We start from the raw sequence: 17,700 nt of genomic DNA on the forward strand, positions 1-17,700 counted from the left end.
GCCTCTAGCCGGCTCCGGCCCCCTCATAAACGGCCGCCGCCACCCCCAAGTCCTCCCAGGCCATCCCCGCGGACTTGAACAGGCGAGGTTGGTCGTCGGGGATCTTTACCTCGCCTCGTACCAACTCGGCCAGCGTGCGCAGGTTCTGTACGTCGAAGGCGCCCGTGGCCGTCGCGAGGACGATGTCGCCGCACTCCCGCAGCGCGACCTCGTGGGACTCCGCGACCATCACCGCGCGGGCCGGCAGGTGCTCGTCGACCTCGCGTGCGTCCGGTTCGTGGGAGCCCACCGCGGCCACCGTCGCGTGGGGCGGGAGCAGCGTGCTGTCGAAGAGCGGTTCGCGGGACGTGGTGCAGCAGCAGACCACGTCGGCGGTCGCGACGTCCGCCGGGGTCGCGGGCGCCGCCGAGAGGCCCGCCTCGCGGCATCGGCCGACGAAGGCCGCGACGCGCTCGGGGTTGCGCGCCACCACGTCCACGTGGGTCAGCGTCGGGCGTACCGCGCGGACCGCCTCCACGTGGCCCCAGGCCTGCGGGCCGGTGCCGAAGACCAGCAGGCGGCGGGCCTCCGGGACCGCCAGGTGCTTGATCGCCGCGCCCGACACCGCGGGGGTCCGCAGCGAGGTCAGCGCGATCCCGTCGAGGACGGCAAGGGGCGTGTGGGTCGTGCCGTCCAGGAGGAGGTACAGGCCCTGGACACGAGGGAGATCGCGGGCGGTGTTCTCCGGGGTGACCGTGGCGATCTTCACCCCGGTGTACGCCCTCGTGGAGGACGGCATCAGCAGCAGTTGGCCGCCCGGCACGTCGACCACTCCCCGCGGCGGCTCCGCCTCCGGGTCCAGGCCCGCCCTGAGGGCGGCTTCCACCGCCTCGATCGCCGCGGACATCGGGACGGACCGGGCCATGGCCTCGGCGTCGATGTAGGGCGGGGCCTCGCTCATTGCTGGTTCCTTTCGGGGGCGGGCAGTTCAGGAGTATCTGCTCGTATTTGTCGCGCGCAATCCCGCGTCGCGGACAACCGTCCCGGCGAGAGCTTGCGCACCCTCTTACTCACGCGTCAGCTCCGCCCGTTAGCGTAGAGCGGTGAGCGAGACGACTACCCCTGCCCTCCAGTACCGCTTCGACGGCCCCGAAGACGCCCCCGTGCTGATCCTCGGACCCTCGCTCGGCACCACCTGGCACATGTGGGACCGGCAGGTGCCCGAGCTGGTCAAGCAGTGGCGTGTGTTCCGCTTCGACATGCCCGGACACGGGGGCGCCCCCGCGCACCCCTGCGGCTCCGTCGGCGACCTCGTCCAGCGGCTTCTCGTCACGCTCGACGAGGTCGGCGTGCAGCGCTTCGGGTACGCGGGCTGCGCCTTCGGCGGCGCGATAGGGGCCGAGCTCGCCCTGCGGCACCCGCAGCGCGTCGCCTCCCTGGCGCTGATCTCCGCCTCGCCCCGCTTCGGCAGCGCCGACGAGTTCCGCCAGCGCGGGGTGATCGTGCGGAGTAACGGCCTCGACCCCATCGCGCGCACGTCCCCCGAGCGCTGGTTCACGCCCGGCTTCGCCGCCGCGCAGCCCGCCATCACCGACTGGGCCGTACAGATGGTGCGGACGACCGACCCGGGCTGCTACATCGCCGCCTGCGAGGCCCTCGCCGCCTTCGACGTGCGCGCCGAACTGGGCCGGATAGGAGTGCCCACCCTCGTCCTGGTCGGGTCCGAGGACCAGGTCACCGGGCAGGGCGAGGCCCGTACCCTCGTCGCCGGCATCCCGGACTCCCGCCTCGCAGTGGTGCCGGGGGCCTCCCACCTCGCCCCCGTCGAGCAGCCCGCCGCCGTCACCGACCTTCTCGTACGCCACTTCTCCACCGCCTGGCAGCTCGCACCCGACGCCACCGGGACGCACGCGGCGATCAGCGCGACGCCGGTCAAGCCGGTGCTCGCCCCGCCGCCGCCCGTCTTCCCCGTGGCCGAGATCGGCCCCATGGAGCAGCCCGAGGCCGTGGGCGACGGCCGCCCCGACCTCTATGAGGCCGGGATCAAGGTCCGCCGCGAGGTGCTCGGTGACGCGCACGTCGACCGCGCGCTCGCCGCGGCCGACGACTTCTCCACGGACTTCCAGGAGCTCATCACGCGCTACGCGTGGGGCGAGGTCTGGAACCGTCCCGGCCTGGACCGGCGCTCCCGCAGCTGCGTCACGCTGACCGCGCTCGTCGCGGGCGGCCACCTCGACGAGCTGGCCTTCCACACCCGCGCCGCCCTGCGCAACGGCCTCACCGCGCAGGAGATCAAGGAAGTACTGCTCCAGGCGGCCGTCTACTGCGGCGTCCCCGCGGCGAACTCCGCCTTCAAGGTCGCCCAGGCCGTGATCCGTGAGGAAACCACGCCCCAGGAGTGAGGCGTAGCAGGATGGGGCAATGACGACTGCCGCGAAGCGCATCAAGCTCACGAAGAAGACGCACGCCTGTGTCCGCCTGGAGCGGGACGGCCGGAGTCTGGTCATCGACCCGGGCGGCTTCAGCGAACAGGACGCGGCGCTCGGCGCCGACGCGATCCTGGTCACGCACGAGCACCCCGACCACTTCGACGAGGAGCGGCTGCGGGCCGGTCTCGAGGCCAACCCCGCAGCCGAGATCTGGACCCTGCGCTCCGTCGCGGAGAAGATCTCGGCGGCCTTCCCGGGGCGGGTGCACACCGTCGGGCACGGCGACACCTTCGAGGCCGCCGGATTCGCCGTACAGGTGCACGGCGAGCTGCACGCCGTGATCCACCCGGACATCCCGCGCATCACCAACGTCGGCTATCTGGTGGACGGTTCGGTCTTCCACCCGGGAGACGCCCTGACCGTCCCCGAGCAGCCGGTTCAGACGCTGATGCTGCCGGTGATGGCGCCCTGGAGCAAGATCTCCGAGGTCATCGACTACGTGCGCGAGGTCAAGCCGCAGCGCGCCTACGACGTCCACGACGCCCTGCTCACGGACCTGGCCCGGCCGATCTACGACTCGCAGATCGGGTCACTCGGCGGCGCGGAGCACCTGCGGCTCACGCCGGGGGAGTCCGCCGAGCTGTGACCGGCGGGCCGGGGACTGTCAGTGGCGTTCGGTAGGTTGGGAAGCATGCGCATTGCCACCTGGAACGTGAACTCGATCACCGCTCGGCTGCCCAGGCTCCTCGCCTGGCTGGAGAGCAGCGGTACGGATGTGCTGTGCATCCAGGAGACCAAGACCACCGCGGAGCAGTTCCCCGCCGTAGAGCTCCGCGAGCTCGGGTACGAGTCGGCGGTGAACGCGACGGGACGGTGGAACGGCGTCGCGCTGGTCTCCCGCGTGGGCCTCGACGACGTGACCACCGGCCTGCCCGGCGGCCCGGACTACGACGGGGTCCAGGAGCCGCGCGCCATCTCCGCCACCTGCGGTCCTGCCCGCGTCTGGTCGGTGTACGTGCCCAACGGCCGCGAGGTGGACCACGCGCACTTCGCGTACAAACTGCGGTGGTTCGAGGCGCTGAAGACCGCGGTCGCCGCCGACGCGGCGGGCGAGCGGCCCTTCGCGGTCCTCGGGGACTTCAATGTGGCGCCGACCGACGCGGACGTGTGGGACCCCGCCCTGTTCGAGGGCGCCACGCATGTGACCCCCGCCGAGCGCGCGGCACTCGCGGCACTGCGGGAGGCGGGCCTCTCGGACGTCGTGCCGCGGCCCCTGAAGTACGACCACCCGTTCACGTACTGGGACTACCGCCAGCTCGGCTTCCCCAAGAACAAGGGGATGCGCATCGACCTGGTGTACGGGAACGAGGCGTTCGCCAAGGCCGTCTCCGACTCGTACGTGGACCGCGAGGAGCGCAAGGGCAAGGGCGCGTCGGACCACGCGCCGGTCGTCGTGGACCTGGACGTGTGACCCAGGGGCGCCGACCGGGGTGAGGACCTCCGGTCGGCACCCCGGCCCGCTCCCTACGGCTCCAGCAGCCGCAGATCCACCGACTCCGCGATGGCGGCGAGCCCCGCGTCCCCGGGATGCAGATGGTCTCCGCTGTCGTACGCGGCCAGCATCCGTGCCGGGTTCGCCGGATCCCGCAGTACCGCGTCGAAGTCCAGGACGGCGTCGAAGTCGTCGCCGTCGCGCAGATAGTCGTTGACCTTCACCCGTTCCGCGTCCGCCGCCGCCGTGCACAGGGACTCGCCCTGGCAGGGCGCGATGGTCGCGGCCACCACGTGCAGGCCCCGCGCACGGGCCCGCTCGGAGATCTCGCGCATACCGGCGATCACCTGATCCGCCGACGCGCCCCACCGCACGTCGTTGACACCTTCGAAGACGACGACCGTACGGGCCGACGTCTGGGCGAACACGTCACGGTCCAGGCGGTGCAGCGCGCTGACGCCGCCCGTGTCGGTGGAGACCCCGTCGCCGGGGTAGCGGTCCGCGACCACGCGGTTCGCCGAGATCCCCTGGTTCAGGACACCGAAGCGCGGGACCTCGTCCTGCTGGAGCAGCCGTGTGGCAAGGACATTGGGCCAGCGGCGGTTCGCGTCCTGCGTCGACTTCACGCCGTCCGTGATGGAGTCGCCGAGCAGCACCACCGACCCGGGGCCACCGCCCACGTCGACCCCCGTGAGCAGCGGCCAGGTCGTGATCGTCGACGTGTACGCCGCCGGGGAGCCGTCCGCCGCGTGGTCGCCGGGACCGCTCACGTACGAGCGCTGGATGGCCTGGCTGTGGACGGGGGCGGTCGTCACCGTCTCCGGAAGATGGAAACTCACCAGGAGATTCGTGTCCTCGGGCACGTCGAAGTCGAGCGGATCGCTGAACGCCTGCGCCCCCGCCGGGACTTCGGTTCCCGCCCTGCCGCGGAAGGAGAGTGCCCGGGGCTCGTCCCGCGCTCCCGCCCCGGATTCCTGCACGGCCACCGTCGCGCTCCCGATCCGCACCGGGGCGGAGGCGAAGGTGTTGTCGAGCCGGATCCGCACCCGCGGCCCGCCCGTGCTGGTGTGGACGACAAGGCGTACGGTCCGGTCGGTCCAGGGGCCCACCGTCGTCCGACCGGCCGTCGACGTCGACCAGCTGCCGGTCCATCCCTTGGCCTGCTGCCTTACGGAGAGCGCGAAGACGTGCAGATCCGGGGCGCCCGGATCCTTCGGCAGGGTCACCGAGGCGACCTCGCGCCCGCGCGCCACCGGCACGGTCACCACGTACAGCCGTGTCTTCTCGGCGAGTTGACCGCCCGGGGTGTTCAGATGCGGCAGCGCGACCGCCTTCGTGGCGAGCGGGCCCGAGCGCCAGTCCGGCGCCGTCAGGCGGTACGTCCCCTTCCGGCCGTCCCGGTAGCGCACCGTCCCCGTACCGCTCGCCTCGCCGCCCGTGCCCGCGACGAGGAACGCCAGGGCGTCCCCGCGTCCGCGCACCCGCACGGACTGCCCGTCGGCGCGGACGTTGTCCGCCTCGCCCGCGGCCGTGCGGGGCAGGGTGAGCCGTGCCCCGTCCACGGCGAGCGAACGGCCCGGGGTCCAGCCCGCCGCGGCGAGGTCCCGCGCCGAGAGCGAACCGCCCGAGCTGTCGAAGTCCGCATCGCCCGGCCGCGCGTCATCGCTGATCGCCCGGTTGTCGAAGAGCCGCTCCAGAGGGAGCGGCCCGGGTCTGTGCGGGGCGGCCTGTGCCGTCGCCACGGGCACGGCGCCGCTGATCACCGCGAGTACGGCGGCCGCACCCCAGATACGTGAGATACGCGAGGTACGCGAGCTGCGTGGGCGCACACCAGACCCCTCCCCTTGGCTGAAGCTGACGTGACGACAGGTGCGCCATGAAGCTAAGGAGGTGGGAGAGAAGCGTCAATGAGGTGTGCGTGAACATGACCCGAACTTGCCGGGATACCGGGGTGATCGCGGTGAGCGCGATACGGCCGTTCGGGTGGGGCGGCCACTGCCCGCCGCACCCCGGCCTCCCGGCCGCGGGTCATGCGCGGGTGGGGCTACACCATGGGTGTCGGGTTCAGCGCCGTCAGGCCCACGGTCGTGGTGAAGACGGTCTCGCCGTCCTGACGGCCGGTGACGCGCACCGTGCAGGCGTCGGGCGACGTGGCGTCGCCGTCGATGATCTCGGCGTCCACCCAGCACGGGCTGTCGAACTCCGCGTACCGGTGGAAGGTGCTGTCCAGTGTGACGGGGAGGACCGGGCGGTCCTGCGACCCGATGGCGTGCGCCGCCTGGCGCGCCGCCTCCAGGAGGACCATGCCGGGTACGTGGTCCACGTAGTGGTCGAAGAGCACCGGGTGGGCCGCGTTGACCCGCAGCTGCCAGCGCCCGGCCTGCTCGGCGGGGGCCAGGACCACGTCGAACGGCGAGGTACGGGCGACCAGTTGGGGCAGCACGGAGGCGCCCGGGATCACGGGGCCGGTCGAGCTCTCCAGGCGTGCGGCGCGCAGTCGGCGGTACGCCTCCGGTGAGGTGGTGGTGAAGCTTGCCCCGCCCGTGGCGATGATGCGCTCGGCGTGCCTGATGGTGGCCTCGTAGCGCAGACCGGCCAGCCGGTTGCCGCGGCGGCGGATCTCGGTGCAGGTCACGGAGAGTTCGAGGTCGGCCGGCGCGGAGTCCATGACCAGGCCCTCGGGCAGCGCGGTGTAATTCAGGTCCCACAGCAGGAACTTGTGGGTGAGTGCCACGTCGAAGACCGTGTGGGACAGGAGTGCGCCGACCTGGCGTATGGTCTCGGCGATCAGCAGGGGGTCGTACCTGCCGTGCACGGAACCGTAGAAGCTGTGGCCGCGGGGCCACTGGGCGGTCACGGTGAACTGCTCGTCGCTCAGCTGTCGTATGCCGGTGAGGAATACCTCGGCCACCGCGGCCCGATGCACGAACTCTCGCGGAACGGTCCTGGTCAGCGTGGCTTCGATGCTCCCCACCGTGCGTCTCGCGGCCGTGTGGTGCGTGTCCGTGGTGCGGACCGACTCCGTTGACTCCAGCGTCTGCAGCATGGTTCCCCCATAGAGATGTCGACAGACCGAGGCGTGCTTGGCAGGGAAAAAGATACGTACTTCGTGGTTTGGTTTACAACAAGATTCGCGAGCAACTTTTCGGCGCTCTGTGGGTCGCCGACTGATCCAGCATCTGAAGATCCTCTGTTTCCGCAGGTGAAACGCCGCTTGGTGGTTCAACTCGGCCCGACAGGTGTTGCGTACATCCATGAGGATCTTGCTCTCGCACCGCTGCGCGCGTGCTGTTTCCGGTATGTTCCTGACGCAGAACATCCGGTCCACGCGGTTTTGTTTCCGTCTCTTTAACGCCGGGCCACGCCGCGTCACACCACTCAACGGGGAGACCTTGTGCAGCACTTGGAGCAGATACGGCTCGCCGCCGTGAACATCGACGGCGTGCTCCTCAACGACACCTTCAGCCCCGTGATCCACCGCTTCATCACCCGGCGCGGCGGCAGCTATGACGCCGTGACCGAGCGCGAGATCTTCTCCCAGACCCAGCTGACCGCCTGCAAGGCGCTCGGGGCGGCGGCGGGGATGACGGAAACCGCGGAGGAGATCCGGGACCTCTACTTCGCCGAGCGCGCGGAACACCTCGCCGAGGACCCGGTCCGCGTCCTCGACGGAGCTGCCGAACTCCTGGGCCGCCTGCGCTCCTTGGGTCTGCGCACCATCTGCTACGGCGGTCTGGAGAAGACCCACTTCGACCGCCACCTCGGCGACCTGGCCCCGCTCTTCGACGAGCCCCACTACGTGTGCACCAATGACTTCAGGCCCGGCGTCCAGGAGATCGTCCGCGATGTCTTCGGACTCGAACCGGCCCAGGTGGTCTTCATCGACGACGTGGCGCGGGTCGCCGAGGTGGCCAAGGAGCTCGGGACGGCGTTCATCGGTCACCCGAGCGGCTTCGAGCACGGTCACCAGGGCGAGTTGATGCGCAAGGCCGGTGTGCGGCACGTGGTCGGAGCGCTCCAGGAGATCGACGAGGACCTGCTGCGCAGGGTCGACGCCGAGGCCGCCGCCGGGGCCGTGTGGGCCTGAACCGCCCTACGGACAACACCGGTTGATGTGACAGGGGAAATCCACGTGACAAGGGAAAATTACGTGACAGGGGAGAAGACAGTGACGGGGGAGAAGCCGATGACCAAGCAGGGGGCATTGCTCGACGGCCGGGTGGCGCTGATAACGGGGGCGAGCAGCGGGATCGGGGAAGCGGCGGCCCGGGTCTTCACTCGCGAGGGTGCCAAGGTCGTGCTCGCGGCACGCAGGGAGGACCGGCTCAAGCAGCTCGTCGCGGAACTGTGCGACGCGGGGGCCGAGGCCGAGTACGTGGTGACGGACGTGACACGGCCCGGGGACACGGCGGCGGCGGTGGCCCACGCGGTGGACCGCTTCGGAAAGCTGGACGCCGCGTTCAACAACGCCGGCTGGGGCACCGGGCGCACCCCGCTGCACCTCATGGACGACGGCCTCTACGACCAGATCATGGACGTCAACGTACGCGGGGTGTGGAACTGCCTGCGTGACGAGATCACCTCGATGCTCACTTCCGGTGGCGGCGCGATCGTGAACACCAGCAGCGTGGGCGGCCTCCTCGCGACCCCGGTGGCCGCGCCCTACGTGGCCGCGAAGCACGCGGTGCTGGGGCTCACCAAGGCCGCGGCCGCGGAGTACGCGGCGCAGGGGATCAGGGTGAACGCGCTGGCCCCGGGCACGACGCGGACCGAGGTCGTGGGGGAGTGGTTCGCCGCGAACCCCGGCATCGAGGAAGTGCTGCACCAGGCGACCCCGCAGCCGCGCACCGCGGAGCCCGAGGAAGTGGCCGAGGCGGCCGCATGGCTGCTCAGTGACCGTGCCTCCTTCGTCACCGGCATGACCATGCCGGTGGACGGCGGGCTCACCATCGTGTGACGCGTGACGCGTGGGGCGTCCGGGATGCCGGTGACGCGGGACGCCCTCTTGCGTGAACGATCTCAAAAGCATATGCGACTGACGTATTGATTACATACAGACCTGGCGGTTTAGAATGGCTCCGTCAGCGTGCACCGGCACGTGGAGGTATACAGGGCCCGCACGGATGGGCGCAGATGGGTGGAGTGGCCATGGCGAAGCAGGACCGCGGGATCAGGACCCGCCGCGTGATCCTCGAGGCGGCCGCCGGCGTCTTCGAGGAGTGCGGGTACGAAGCCGCCAAGATCACGGACATCCTCACCCGGGCGGAAGTGACCAAGGGCGCGCTGTACTTCCACTTCGAGTCCAAGGAGGCGCTCGCCCTCGCGGTCCTCGCCGCGCAGGTGAGTGACGGGCTGCCGGTCATCCCCCGCAAGTCCAAGCTGCAGGAGGTGGTCGACATCGGCATGGTGTTCGCCCACCGCCTGACGTACGACCCGGTGGTGCGCGGCAGCGTCCGTCTCGCCCTGGACGACACGGGCCCGCGGCTCGACCGCAGCGGACCGTACCGCAACTGGTCCGAGCTGAACGTGGACACGCTGCGGCAGGCCAAGAACAACGGCGAGTTGCTGCCGCACGTCGATCCGCTCGAGTCCGGCCTGATCATCGTGGGCGCGTACGCCGGGATCAACATGATGGCGCGGTCGACGGGCGAGCAGGCGGAGCTGCGCCACCGGGCCGCGGCCCTGTACCGGCACATCATGCCCAGCATCGCGCTGCCCGGCGTGCTGGCCACCCTGGACATGTCTCCGGGGCGCGGCGAGCTGGTCGAGGCGGAGATGGCACGGACGGACGTTCGGGAGGACGTGGGCGCGGCGGTCTGAGGCAGGCCGTACGCGGCACACTTCGCGCGGGTCGGACCGGGCGCCCTTGTGGCGTACCGGCCCGGCCCGCGTTTTCGTGTGCTGCCCGCGACGCCGCCGCCGGGGGGCTGTCCGCGCGACGGTCGTGCGTGCGCGCGGCGCCCCTGACAAACCGGCTCAGCCGTTTGCCAGGGGCGGCCGGCTCAGGTGGTGGCCCGGCGTGCTCCCGGGCGCTCGGTCCGCGCGCCGTCCGGGCGGGCCCAGCGCCCGTCGCCAGGCCGGGTCACGCGCGGCCCGTGCACGGCCGTGTCGGAGCCTGCCGGGCTGAGCCGGTCGAGAACCTCCGGGGCGGCGATGCACGGGAGCTGCAGGCTCCAGAAGCCGCTCAGAGCGTGCCGGGAGAGCCACTGGAAGTCGTCGCGGCTCAGCACCTCGAAACCGACCGTCGCCGCCACCAGGGCGGCCACGATGCTCTGCCGCGAGGCACCGGGCGCCAGTGAGCCCTCCCTGGCCGCCTCGGCGAGCAGCCGCTGGACGCAGGCCTGCCACTCCTGGCACAGGTCGGTCCGACTCGCGCCGTGGCCCGCGCGGTTGAGCCGGAATCCGGCTCGCACGACGGTGTCGGAGCGGAGGAGCTCGGCGAGCGCGTGCGAGGTGTCGATCAGGCACTGCAGGGACGAGGTGCCGGCCCGGTAGGACTGCCGCGCCGCGTCCTGGAGCGCACGGGACGCCTGCTTCACTACCTCGGTGGCCAGCGCTTCCTTGCTCTCGAAGTGGAAGTACAACGCCCCGGAGCTGACGCCTACTTGATGGCTGATGTTCGTGAGGCTGGTGCGGGTGAAGCCGTGCTGGTGGAACGCGAGAGCGGCCGCGGCGATCAGCTGGGATCGTGTACGAACGGCCCGTACCTGCTTGGTCATGAGATTCCTGACGGTTCTGGAGCGGGGGCGGGCGGCCCGGGTGACTGCGGGACCCGCGGGGGCGGCGTGTTCATGAACTGTATTTAAACCGCCAAGTCTGTTTTGTTTCTACAGCTGGCGCCAATTTTTCCCGTAGCTTCGTGGGGTCAAGGGTCGCTGGGGGAGTCGTTCCGGCCGGATTGGCGTGGCTATGTCCGGGTTCAGCTCGGGTGCGACGTCGGTCTCAAGGAAACTTTTTTCTTTGACAAACCGGCACCGAGGTTTGTAAATTTCTACCCGTCTTGACGCGAGGTAGTAGCTGAGCTGCATCGATCGAGGGGGAAGACGATGAATCAGAGTGCGGCAGACCTTCTGGAGCCTCATATACCGACCTCACGCGACATGAGAATGTCCGTGCTGGTCAGGCCGACAGGCGTCCCGGGGAGGGAAGTTCGCGCCACGAACGACGTGTGGCGCGTGCTGGTCGCCGAGAGCGACGTCGATGACGCCAACAGCCTGGTGAGGGGGTTGCGCAGGCACAGCCACGAGGTCGAGCACGTCACGACGGGGCGCGAGGCGCTGCGATCGTACGAGACGGCCGACCTGATGCTCCTCGACCTCGAACTGCCCGACCTGGACGGGCTGGAGGTCTGCCGGGACATCCGGCGGGTCAGCAACATCCCGATCATCGCCGTCACCGGCCGCGGCAGCGAGCTGGACCGTGTGCTCGGTCTCCAGGCAGGCGCCGACGACTACCTGGTGAAGCCTTACGGGTTCCGGGAGTTGATGGCCCGCATGGAGGCGGTCATGCGCCGGACCACGCGGCAGCCGTCGTCCACCGCCGAGGCCATCTCCCGCGGGCCGTTGAGCATTGACGCGGGCGCCCGCGAGGTCAGCCTCGAAGGCAGGCGCATAGACGTGACGCGCAAGGAGTTCGACCTCCTCTTCCTGCTCGCCTCCCACCCCGACACCGTCATCCCGCGCAAGCAGCTCATGCAGCGCGTCTGGGGCGACTCGTGGTCCCGCAGGACCGTCGACACCCATGTCAGCAGCCTGCGGAGCAAGTTGGGCTGCAGCGGCTGGATCATCACCGTCCGGGGTGTCGGATTCCGGTTCGGCCAGGCGTGAGCGTGCATCAGTGCCCGCGCAAGGCCCCGCTCCTCCCGACCCGACCGAGAGACCTCCGGAGACACCCGTGACGCATCGGACAGCCGCCCGCCCGACCACGAGCACCCTGTGCGAGGGAGACGGATGCAAGTACCGCGCGGCGACCGGCGAGGGCAGCCGCCTCGCCGTGCGGGGGCAGCGCCTCTGCCCGCTGTGCCGCGAAGGATTCGTCGTGCAGCTGCGCCGGCTGCCCGGACTCCACGAGGATTGCGGCAGCGTATTGGGCGGCGGCTCGGCGCAATTGCCGGGGGAGCGGGCGACCGGCGGTGGATCGCTTCCCGGAATGCCCTTCAACGGCGCCGCCGCCGATGTGCGGACATCTATTCTCACCACCTTGAGTTCATGGTGCGGACTTGTCGCGGAGGGGCGTGGAATTTCCGCTCCCCGGCGTTCTGTCGAACCCCTTTCCCTCTTCCTCGTGCGGCACGCCGACTGGCTCGCCGTGCACCCCGCCGTCGGTGAGGCCACCAGGGAAGTGGCCCAGCTCGCCCGCAGGGCCCGCCGGATCGCCCACGGGGAGCGGCGGCGCACGGTCCGCGTCGGACCGTGCGCGACACAGGGCTGCGGAGGAGAGCTCACCGCGGCCGTCAACGCGGCCACCGGGGCCGCGGCCACCGAGATCCGGTGCGACCGGAACGCGGAGCACGTGTGGGAACGCCACCAGTGGACGGAGCTCAGCAGGGCGATAGCCCGGGTTCCCAGGGTCGCGGCCACCGAACAACCGCCCGCCGCCCGCTGGTTGACGGCGGCGGACGTCTGCAGGCTCTGGGGCACCCCGAAGGGCACCGTCTACCGGCTCGCCAGCGAGCAGCGGTGGCGGCGCGAACAACGCGTCGGGCGCACCTACTACTTCGAGCAGGACGTGCACGAGAGCTTCAGCCGCCGAGCGGCGCGCACCCTCTGACCCACCCCGCCAACCCCACCGCCCCCCCACGAGGCCCGATCGGCAGCCGCCGGCCGGGCCTTGTCGCATGTCATGGGTGCGCCGCCGTCCAGCCATGGCTGATCTGCTGTTCTGACCGGCATTTGACATTCCCCTGGCAATTCTCCCGCACGTTTCTGTCGGATTCCCGCACCTATTCATGACTCAACTTCACCAACGTATGACATGGGAAATCTTGAAAAGGACAGCACCGGCGAAGAAGCTTATTAATAGCTTCCGCTGCTCTGTGTCGAGCTGTCGGGCGGGAATTCGACGATTACCAAGGAGATGCGTATGGACGCTGCAGTGATTGTCGTGGGGGCGGGGCCGGCCGGGCTTGTGCTCGCCGGTGAGCTCAGGCTCGCGGGTGTCGATGTCATCGCCCTGGAGCGCCTGCCGGAGCGGACCGGCGAGTCCCGCGGACTCGGTTTCACCGCCCGCACCATGGAGGTGTTCGACCAGCGAGGTCTGCTCACCCGCTTCGGCGACGTGGAGACCAGCAACGTGGGCCACTTCGGCGGCCTTCCCGTGGACTTCGCGGTGCTCGAAGGCGCGCACCAGGCGGCGAAGTCCGTGCCGCAGTCGCAGACCGAGGCCGCGCTCGAGGCCTGGGTGAACGAATTGGGCACGGATCTGCGACGCGGCCACGAAGTGACGTCCATCGAGGACGACGGCGACGGCGTCGAGGTCGGTGTGCGCGGCCCCGACGGCGAATACACCCTGCGCGCCTCCTACTTGGTCGGCTGTGACGGCGGCCGCAGCATGGTGCGCAAGGCCGGCGGGTTCGACTTCCCCGGCACCGCGTCGACGATGGAGATGTTCCTCGCCGACGTGGAGGGGCTCGACCTCGCGCCCCGCATGATCGGCGAGACATTCGCGAGCGGCATGGTCATGGTGGGCCCGCTGCCCGGCGGCGTCACGCGCCTCATCCTCTGCGAGCGCGGCACTCCGCCGCAGAAGCGCACCAGCGCCCCCTCGTACGAGGAAGTGGTCGTCGGCTGGAAGCGCGTGACGGGCGAGGACATCTCGCACGGCAAGCCGATCTGGGTGAGTTCCTTCGGCGACGCCACCCGGCAGGCCACCGAGTACCGGCGCGGCCGGATACTGCTCGCAGGCGACTCCGCGCACATCCATCTGCCCGCCGGCGGCCAGGGCATGAACACCAGCATCCAGGACGCCATGAACCTCGGCTGGAAGCTCGCGGCCGTGGTGCGGGGCAAGGCGCCCGAGGGGTTGCTCGACACGTACCACGACGAGCGGCACCCCGTGGGGCAGCGGCTCCTGATGAACACCCGCGCCCAGGGCCTGCTGTTCCTCAGCGGTTCCGAGGTGCAGCCGCTGCGCGACGTCCTGGGCGAGCTCATCCAGTACGAGGACGTCAGCCGCCACCTCGCGGGCATGGTCAGCGGCCTGGAGATCCATTACGACGTCGGCGGCGGGCGGCACCCGCTGCTCGGCCGCCGGATGCCCGACCTGGAACTGGTGGGCGCCGACCTCAAGACCCGGGCCACCCAGCTGCTGCACTCCGGGCGGGGCGTCCTGCTCGACCTGGCGGACAACGCCGTGCTGCGGCGCAGGGCCGCGGGCTGGGCCGACCGCGTGGACGTGGTGACCGCCGCCCCGCACGGCCTGGCCGAGAACAGCCAACTGGCCGGAACCACCGCCGTCCTGATCCGCCCCGACGGCTACGTCGCCTGGGCCGCACCCGGCAGCCACGACGACCTGCCGATGTCCCTGGAGCGCTGGTTCGGACCGTCCCGCTAGAGCGGCCGCCGGTCACGGCAGACCAGATCCACCACGAACGTACGACGACCGGACCGATCCGGTAGTTGAGGAGAGAGAAGACATGCACAGCACACTGATCGTGGCCCGGATGGACCCCGGTTCCGGTGTCGACGTGGCCCGTCTGTTCGGCGAGTTCGACGACACCGAGATGCCGCACCGGATGGGCACGCGCCGCCGCCAGCTGTTCTCGTACCGCGGCCTGTACTTCCACCTGCAGGACTTCGACCAGGACAACGGCGGCGAGCTGATCGAGGAGGCCAAGACCGACCCGCGGTTCGTCGGCATCAGCCAGGACCTCAAGCCGTTCATCGAGGCGTACGACCCGGCCACCTGGCGCTCGCCCGCCGACGCCATGGCCAAGCGCTTCTACAACTGGGAGGCCTCCCAGTGACCGGTCGCCGGGTCGTCATCACGGGGATCGGTGTCGTCGCCCCGGGCGGCATCGGGACCAAGAACTTCTGGGGTCTGCTCAGCGAGGGCCGTACGGCGACGCGCGGCATCACCTTCTTCGACCCGGAGCCCTTCCGCTCCCGGGTCGCCGCCGAGATCGACTTCGACGCCGAGGCACTGGGCCTGAGCCCGCAGGAGATCCGGCGCATGGACCGGGCCGCGCAGCTCGCCGTCGTGGCGACGCGCGAGGCGGTCGCCGACAGCGGCGTGGAGCTCGGGGCCTACGACCCCCACCGCGTCGGCGTGACCGTCGGCAGCGCGGTCGGCGCGACGACGGGGCTCGACGAGGAGTACCGCGTCGTCAGTGACGGCGGCCGGCTCGGGCTCGTCGACCACGCGTACGCCGTGCCGCACCTCTACAACTACCTGGTGCCCAGCTCGTTCGCCGCCGAGGTCGCCTGGGCCGTCGGCGCCGAGGGCCCCTCCGCCGTGGTGTCCACGGGCTGCACCTCCGGCATCGACTCGGTGGGCCACGCGGTGGAACTCATCCGCGAGGGCACCACCGACGTCATGATCGCCGGATCGTCCGACGCGCCGATCTCACCGATCACGCTGGCCTGCTTCGACGCGATCAAGGCCACCACACCGCGCAGTGACGCGCCCGGGGAGGCGTCGCGGCCCTTCGACAACACCCGCAACGGCTTCGTCCTCGGCGAGGGCTCCGCCGTCTTCGTGCTCGAGGAACTGGAGAGCGCGCGGCGCAGACACGCCCACATCTACGCCGAGATCGCGGGCTACGGGGCGCGCAGCAACGCGTACCACATGACGGGCCTGCGGCCCGACGGCGCGGAGATGGCCGAGGCGATCCGGGTGGCGCTCGACGAGGCCCGGATGAACGGCGACCAGATCGACTACATCAACGCGCACGGTTCCGGCACCAAGCAGAACGACCGGCACGAGACCGCGGCCTTCAAGAGGGCGCTGGGCGACCACGCGTACCGCACGCCGGTGAGCTCCATCAAGTCGATGGTGGGCCACTCGCTGGGCGCGATCGGCTCCATCGAGATCGCCGCGTCCGCGCTGGCCATGGAGTACGACGTGGTGCCCCCGACCGCCAACCTGCACACCCCCGACCCGCAGTGCGACCTCGACTACGTGCCGATCACGGCACGCGACCAGCGCACGGACACGGTCCTGACCGTCGGCAGCGGGTTCGGCGGATTCCAGAGCGCCATGGTGCTCGCCAACCCGGAGAGGAAGGGCGCATGACGGCCTCCGCCGTTGTCACGGGCCTGGGCATCGCGTCCCCCAACGGCCTGGGCACAGACGATTATTGGGCAGCCACCCGCAGCGGGAAGAGCGGCATCGGGCGCGTCACGCACTTCGACCCGACGCCCTACCCGGCCACGCTCGCGGGCGAGGTCCCCGGCTTCGTCGCCGAGGACCAGCTGCCCAGCAGGCTCCTGCCGCAGACCGACCGGATGACGCGCATCGCGCTCGTCGCCACCGACTGGGCGCTCGCCGACGCGGGCGTCGAGCCGGAGAAGATGTCCGCGTACGACATGGGCGTCATCACGGCGAGCTCGTCGGGCGGCTTCGAGTTCGGGCAGGGCGAGCTGGAGAAGCTGTGGGGCAAGGGCAGCCAGTACGTCTCGGCGTACCAGTCCTTCGCCTGGTTCTATGCCGTCAACAGCGGCCAGATCTCCATCCGCAACGGCATGAAGGGTCCGAGCGGGGTCGTCGTCAGCGACCAGGCGGGCGGCCTCGACGCGCTCGCCCAGGCGCGCCGCCAGATACGCAAGGGCACCAGCCTGATCGTCTCCGGCTCCGTCGACGCCTCCATCTGCCCCTGGGGCTGGGTGGCGCAGCTGGCCGGCGGCCGGCTCAGCACCCACGACCAGCCGAACCGTGCCTACCTGCCGTTCGACGCGGATGCCGCAGGGCACGTGCCCGGCGAGGGCGGCGCGATCCTCGTCGTGGAGGACGAGGAGGCCGCCCGCAGGCGCGGGGCGAAGATCTACGGCTCCATCGCGGGGTACGGCGCGACCTTCGACCCGAAGCCCGGCAGCGGACGCGAGCCCGGCCTGCGCAAGGCCATCGAGATCGCACTCGCGGACGCCGACGTGGCCCCCGAGGACGTCGACGTCGTCTTCGCGGACGCCGCCGCCGTGCCCGAACTCGACCGCGTCGAGGCGGAGGCCATCAACGCGGTCTTCGGCCGCGGCAAGGTCGTCGTCACCGCGCCGAAGACGATGACGGGACGGCTCTACTCGGGCGCGGCACCCCTGGACGTGGCCGCCGCGCTCCTCGCCATCGACGAGGGCCTGATCCCGCCCACGGTGAACGTCGCGCCCGACGCCGCCTACGGCCTCGACCTGGTCGTGAACCAGCCGCGCCCCGCCGAGGTGCGCACCGCGCTGGTCCTGGCCCGCGGCGAGGGCGGCTTCAACTCCGCCCTGGTCGTCCGCGCCGCCGACTAGGCGCCCCACCGGCGGAGCCCCCGCCACCACGACCACGACCACAACCACAACCACACCTGACCGCACCACGAAGGGAACAACGTGTCCGCACCTCGCTTCACCCTCGAAGACCTCAAGCGCATCCTCCTCGAAGGCGCCGGCGCCGCCGAGGGCGTCGACCTCGACGGCGACATCCTCGACACCCCGTTCGAGGACCTGGGCTACGAATCGCTGGCGATGCTCGAGACGAGCAGCCGAATAGAGCGCGAGTACGGCGTGACCCTCGACGAGGACATGGTCACCGACGCCGCCACCCCCCGCAGGTTCATCGAAGCGGTCGGCGCGCAGCTCGCCCCCACGGCCACCGCCGCCTGACCGG

General features: G+C 70.7%; 17 protein-coding genes. 13 read left to right on the forward strand and 4 right to left on the reverse strand.

Features of this window, described 5'->3' with window-relative positions; all coding sequences use genetic code 11:
* Positions 1 to 4 precede the first annotated feature (4 nt).
* Positions 5 to 940: an ornithine cyclodeaminase family protein gene (locus ACWD02_RS19550; protein WP_451211938.1), complete on the reverse strand. Its 936-nt coding sequence runs from the start codon at positions 938 to 940 to the stop codon at positions 5 to 7.
* 142 nt (positions 941 to 1,082) lie between these two features.
* Here ACWD02_RS19550 and pcaDC point away from each other — a divergent pair, with 142 nt between their 5' ends.
* From pcaDC to ACWD02_RS19565, 3 genes are read left to right on the forward strand one after another with little or no spacing between them, the layout of a single operon-like run.
* A complete protein-coding gene (gene pcaDC / locus ACWD02_RS19555) occupies positions 1,083 to 2,381 on the forward strand; it encodes a bifunctional 3-oxoadipate enol-lactonase/4-carboxymuconolactone decarboxylase PcaDC (protein ID WP_451211940.1) in 1,299 nt (432 codons plus the stop codon).
* Between the two features lie 40 nt (positions 2,382 to 2,421).
* Positions 2,422 to 3,054: an MBL fold metallo-hydrolase gene (locus tag ACWD02_RS19560; protein ID WP_451212108.1), complete on the forward strand. Its 633-nt coding sequence runs from the start codon at positions 2,422 to 2,424 to the stop codon at positions 3,052 to 3,054.
* Between the two features lie 45 nt (positions 3,055 to 3,099).
* Positions 3,100 to 3,879, forward strand: coding sequence for an exodeoxyribonuclease III (locus tag ACWD02_RS19565; protein ID WP_451211943.1), 780 nt, complete (start codon positions 3,100 to 3,102; stop codon positions 3,877 to 3,879).
* A 53-nt stretch (positions 3,880 to 3,932) separates the two neighbouring features.
* On the opposite strand, the gene ACWD02_RS19570 is transcribed toward ACWD02_RS19565, so the two are convergent.
* Entirely contained in the window at positions 3,933 to 5,729 is a 1,797-nt protein-coding gene (locus ACWD02_RS19570; RefSeq protein ID WP_451211946.1) for an SGNH/GDSL hydrolase family protein, read from the reverse strand.
* 215 nt (positions 5,730 to 5,944) lie between these two features.
* Entirely contained in the window at positions 5,945 to 6,946 is a 1,002-nt protein-coding gene (locus tag ACWD02_RS19575; RefSeq protein WP_451211949.1) for a ScbA/BarX family gamma-butyrolactone biosynthesis protein, read from the reverse strand.
* A gap of 357 nt (positions 6,947 to 7,303) precedes the next feature.
* Between ACWD02_RS19575 and ACWD02_RS19580 the strand changes: the two genes are divergently transcribed.
* From ACWD02_RS19580 to ACWD02_RS19590, 3 genes are all read left to right on the forward strand, one after another.
* Positions 7,304 to 7,987 carry an HAD family phosphatase gene (locus ACWD02_RS19580; RefSeq protein ID WP_451212111.1) on the forward strand — a complete coding sequence of 228 codons (684 nt, stop codon included), beginning with the start codon at positions 7,304 to 7,306 and terminating at the stop codon, positions 7,985 to 7,987.
* A 99-nt stretch (positions 7,988 to 8,086) separates the two neighbouring features.
* Positions 8,087 to 8,857, forward strand: coding sequence for an SDR family NAD(P)-dependent oxidoreductase (locus ACWD02_RS19585; RefSeq protein WP_451211952.1), 771 nt, complete (start codon positions 8,087 to 8,089; stop codon positions 8,855 to 8,857).
* A gap of 191 nt (positions 8,858 to 9,048) precedes the next feature.
* Positions 9,049 to 9,720: a ScbR family autoregulator-binding transcription factor gene (locus ACWD02_RS19590; protein WP_451211955.1), complete on the forward strand. Its 672-nt coding sequence runs from the start codon at positions 9,049 to 9,051 to the stop codon at positions 9,718 to 9,720.
* A gap of 182 nt (positions 9,721 to 9,902) precedes the next feature.
* Here ACWD02_RS19590 and ACWD02_RS19595 read toward each other — a convergent pair whose 3' ends face one another.
* Entirely contained in the window at positions 9,903 to 10,619 is a 717-nt protein-coding gene (locus tag ACWD02_RS19595) for a ScbR family autoregulator-binding transcription factor (protein ID WP_451211958.1), read from the reverse strand.
* A gap of 387 nt (positions 10,620 to 11,006) precedes the next feature.
* On the opposite strand from ACWD02_RS19595, the gene ACWD02_RS19600 reads away from it, so the two are divergent.
* The 7 genes from ACWD02_RS19600 (at position 11,007) to ACWD02_RS19630 (ending at position 17,696) form a co-directional block, all read left to right on the forward strand.
* Positions 11,007 to 11,726, forward strand: a complete 720-nt coding sequence (locus ACWD02_RS19600; protein ID WP_451212114.1) for a response regulator transcription factor — start codon at positions 11,007 to 11,009, stop codon at positions 11,724 to 11,726.
* Positions 11,727 to 11,793: 67 nt separating this feature from the next.
* Positions 11,794 to 12,669 (forward strand): hypothetical protein, encoded by an 876-nt coding sequence (locus ACWD02_RS19605; protein ID WP_451211961.1) that lies wholly within the window; start codon positions 11,794 to 11,796, stop codon positions 12,667 to 12,669.
* A 312-nt stretch (positions 12,670 to 12,981) separates the two neighbouring features.
* Positions 12,982 to 14,451 (forward strand): FAD-dependent monooxygenase, encoded by a 1,470-nt coding sequence (locus tag ACWD02_RS19610; protein WP_451211963.1) that lies wholly within the window; start codon positions 12,982 to 12,984, stop codon positions 14,449 to 14,451.
* Positions 14,452 to 14,533: 82 nt separating this feature from the next.
* The gene (locus ACWD02_RS19615) at positions 14,534 to 14,863 is read left to right on the forward strand and encodes a TcmI family type II polyketide cyclase (protein ID WP_365818852.1); all 330 of its coding nucleotides are present in this window, start codon (positions 14,534 to 14,536) and stop codon (positions 14,861 to 14,863) included.
* On the forward strand, positions 14,860 to 16,131 hold the full coding sequence (locus tag ACWD02_RS19620) for a beta-ketoacyl-[acyl-carrier-protein] synthase family protein (RefSeq protein WP_451211966.1): 1,272 nt from the start codon (positions 14,860 to 14,862) through the stop codon (positions 16,129 to 16,131). The genes ACWD02_RS19615 and ACWD02_RS19620 overlap by 4 nt, the downstream gene beginning before the upstream one ends.
* A complete protein-coding gene (locus ACWD02_RS19625) occupies positions 16,128 to 17,342 on the forward strand; it encodes a ketosynthase chain-length factor (RefSeq protein WP_451211969.1) in 1,215 nt (404 codons plus the stop codon). Before ACWD02_RS19620 ends, ACWD02_RS19625 begins: the two co-directional genes overlap by 4 nt.
* Before the next feature lie 81 nt (positions 17,343 to 17,423).
* Complete coding sequence (locus ACWD02_RS19630) at positions 17,424 to 17,696, forward strand: acyl carrier protein (RefSeq protein WP_451211972.1); 273 nt, start codon at positions 17,424 to 17,426, stop codon at positions 17,694 to 17,696.
* The last annotated feature ends 4 nt before the right edge of the window (positions 17,697 to 17,700 follow it).

Source organism: Streptomyces sp. NPDC002853 (genome assembly GCF_053591915.1).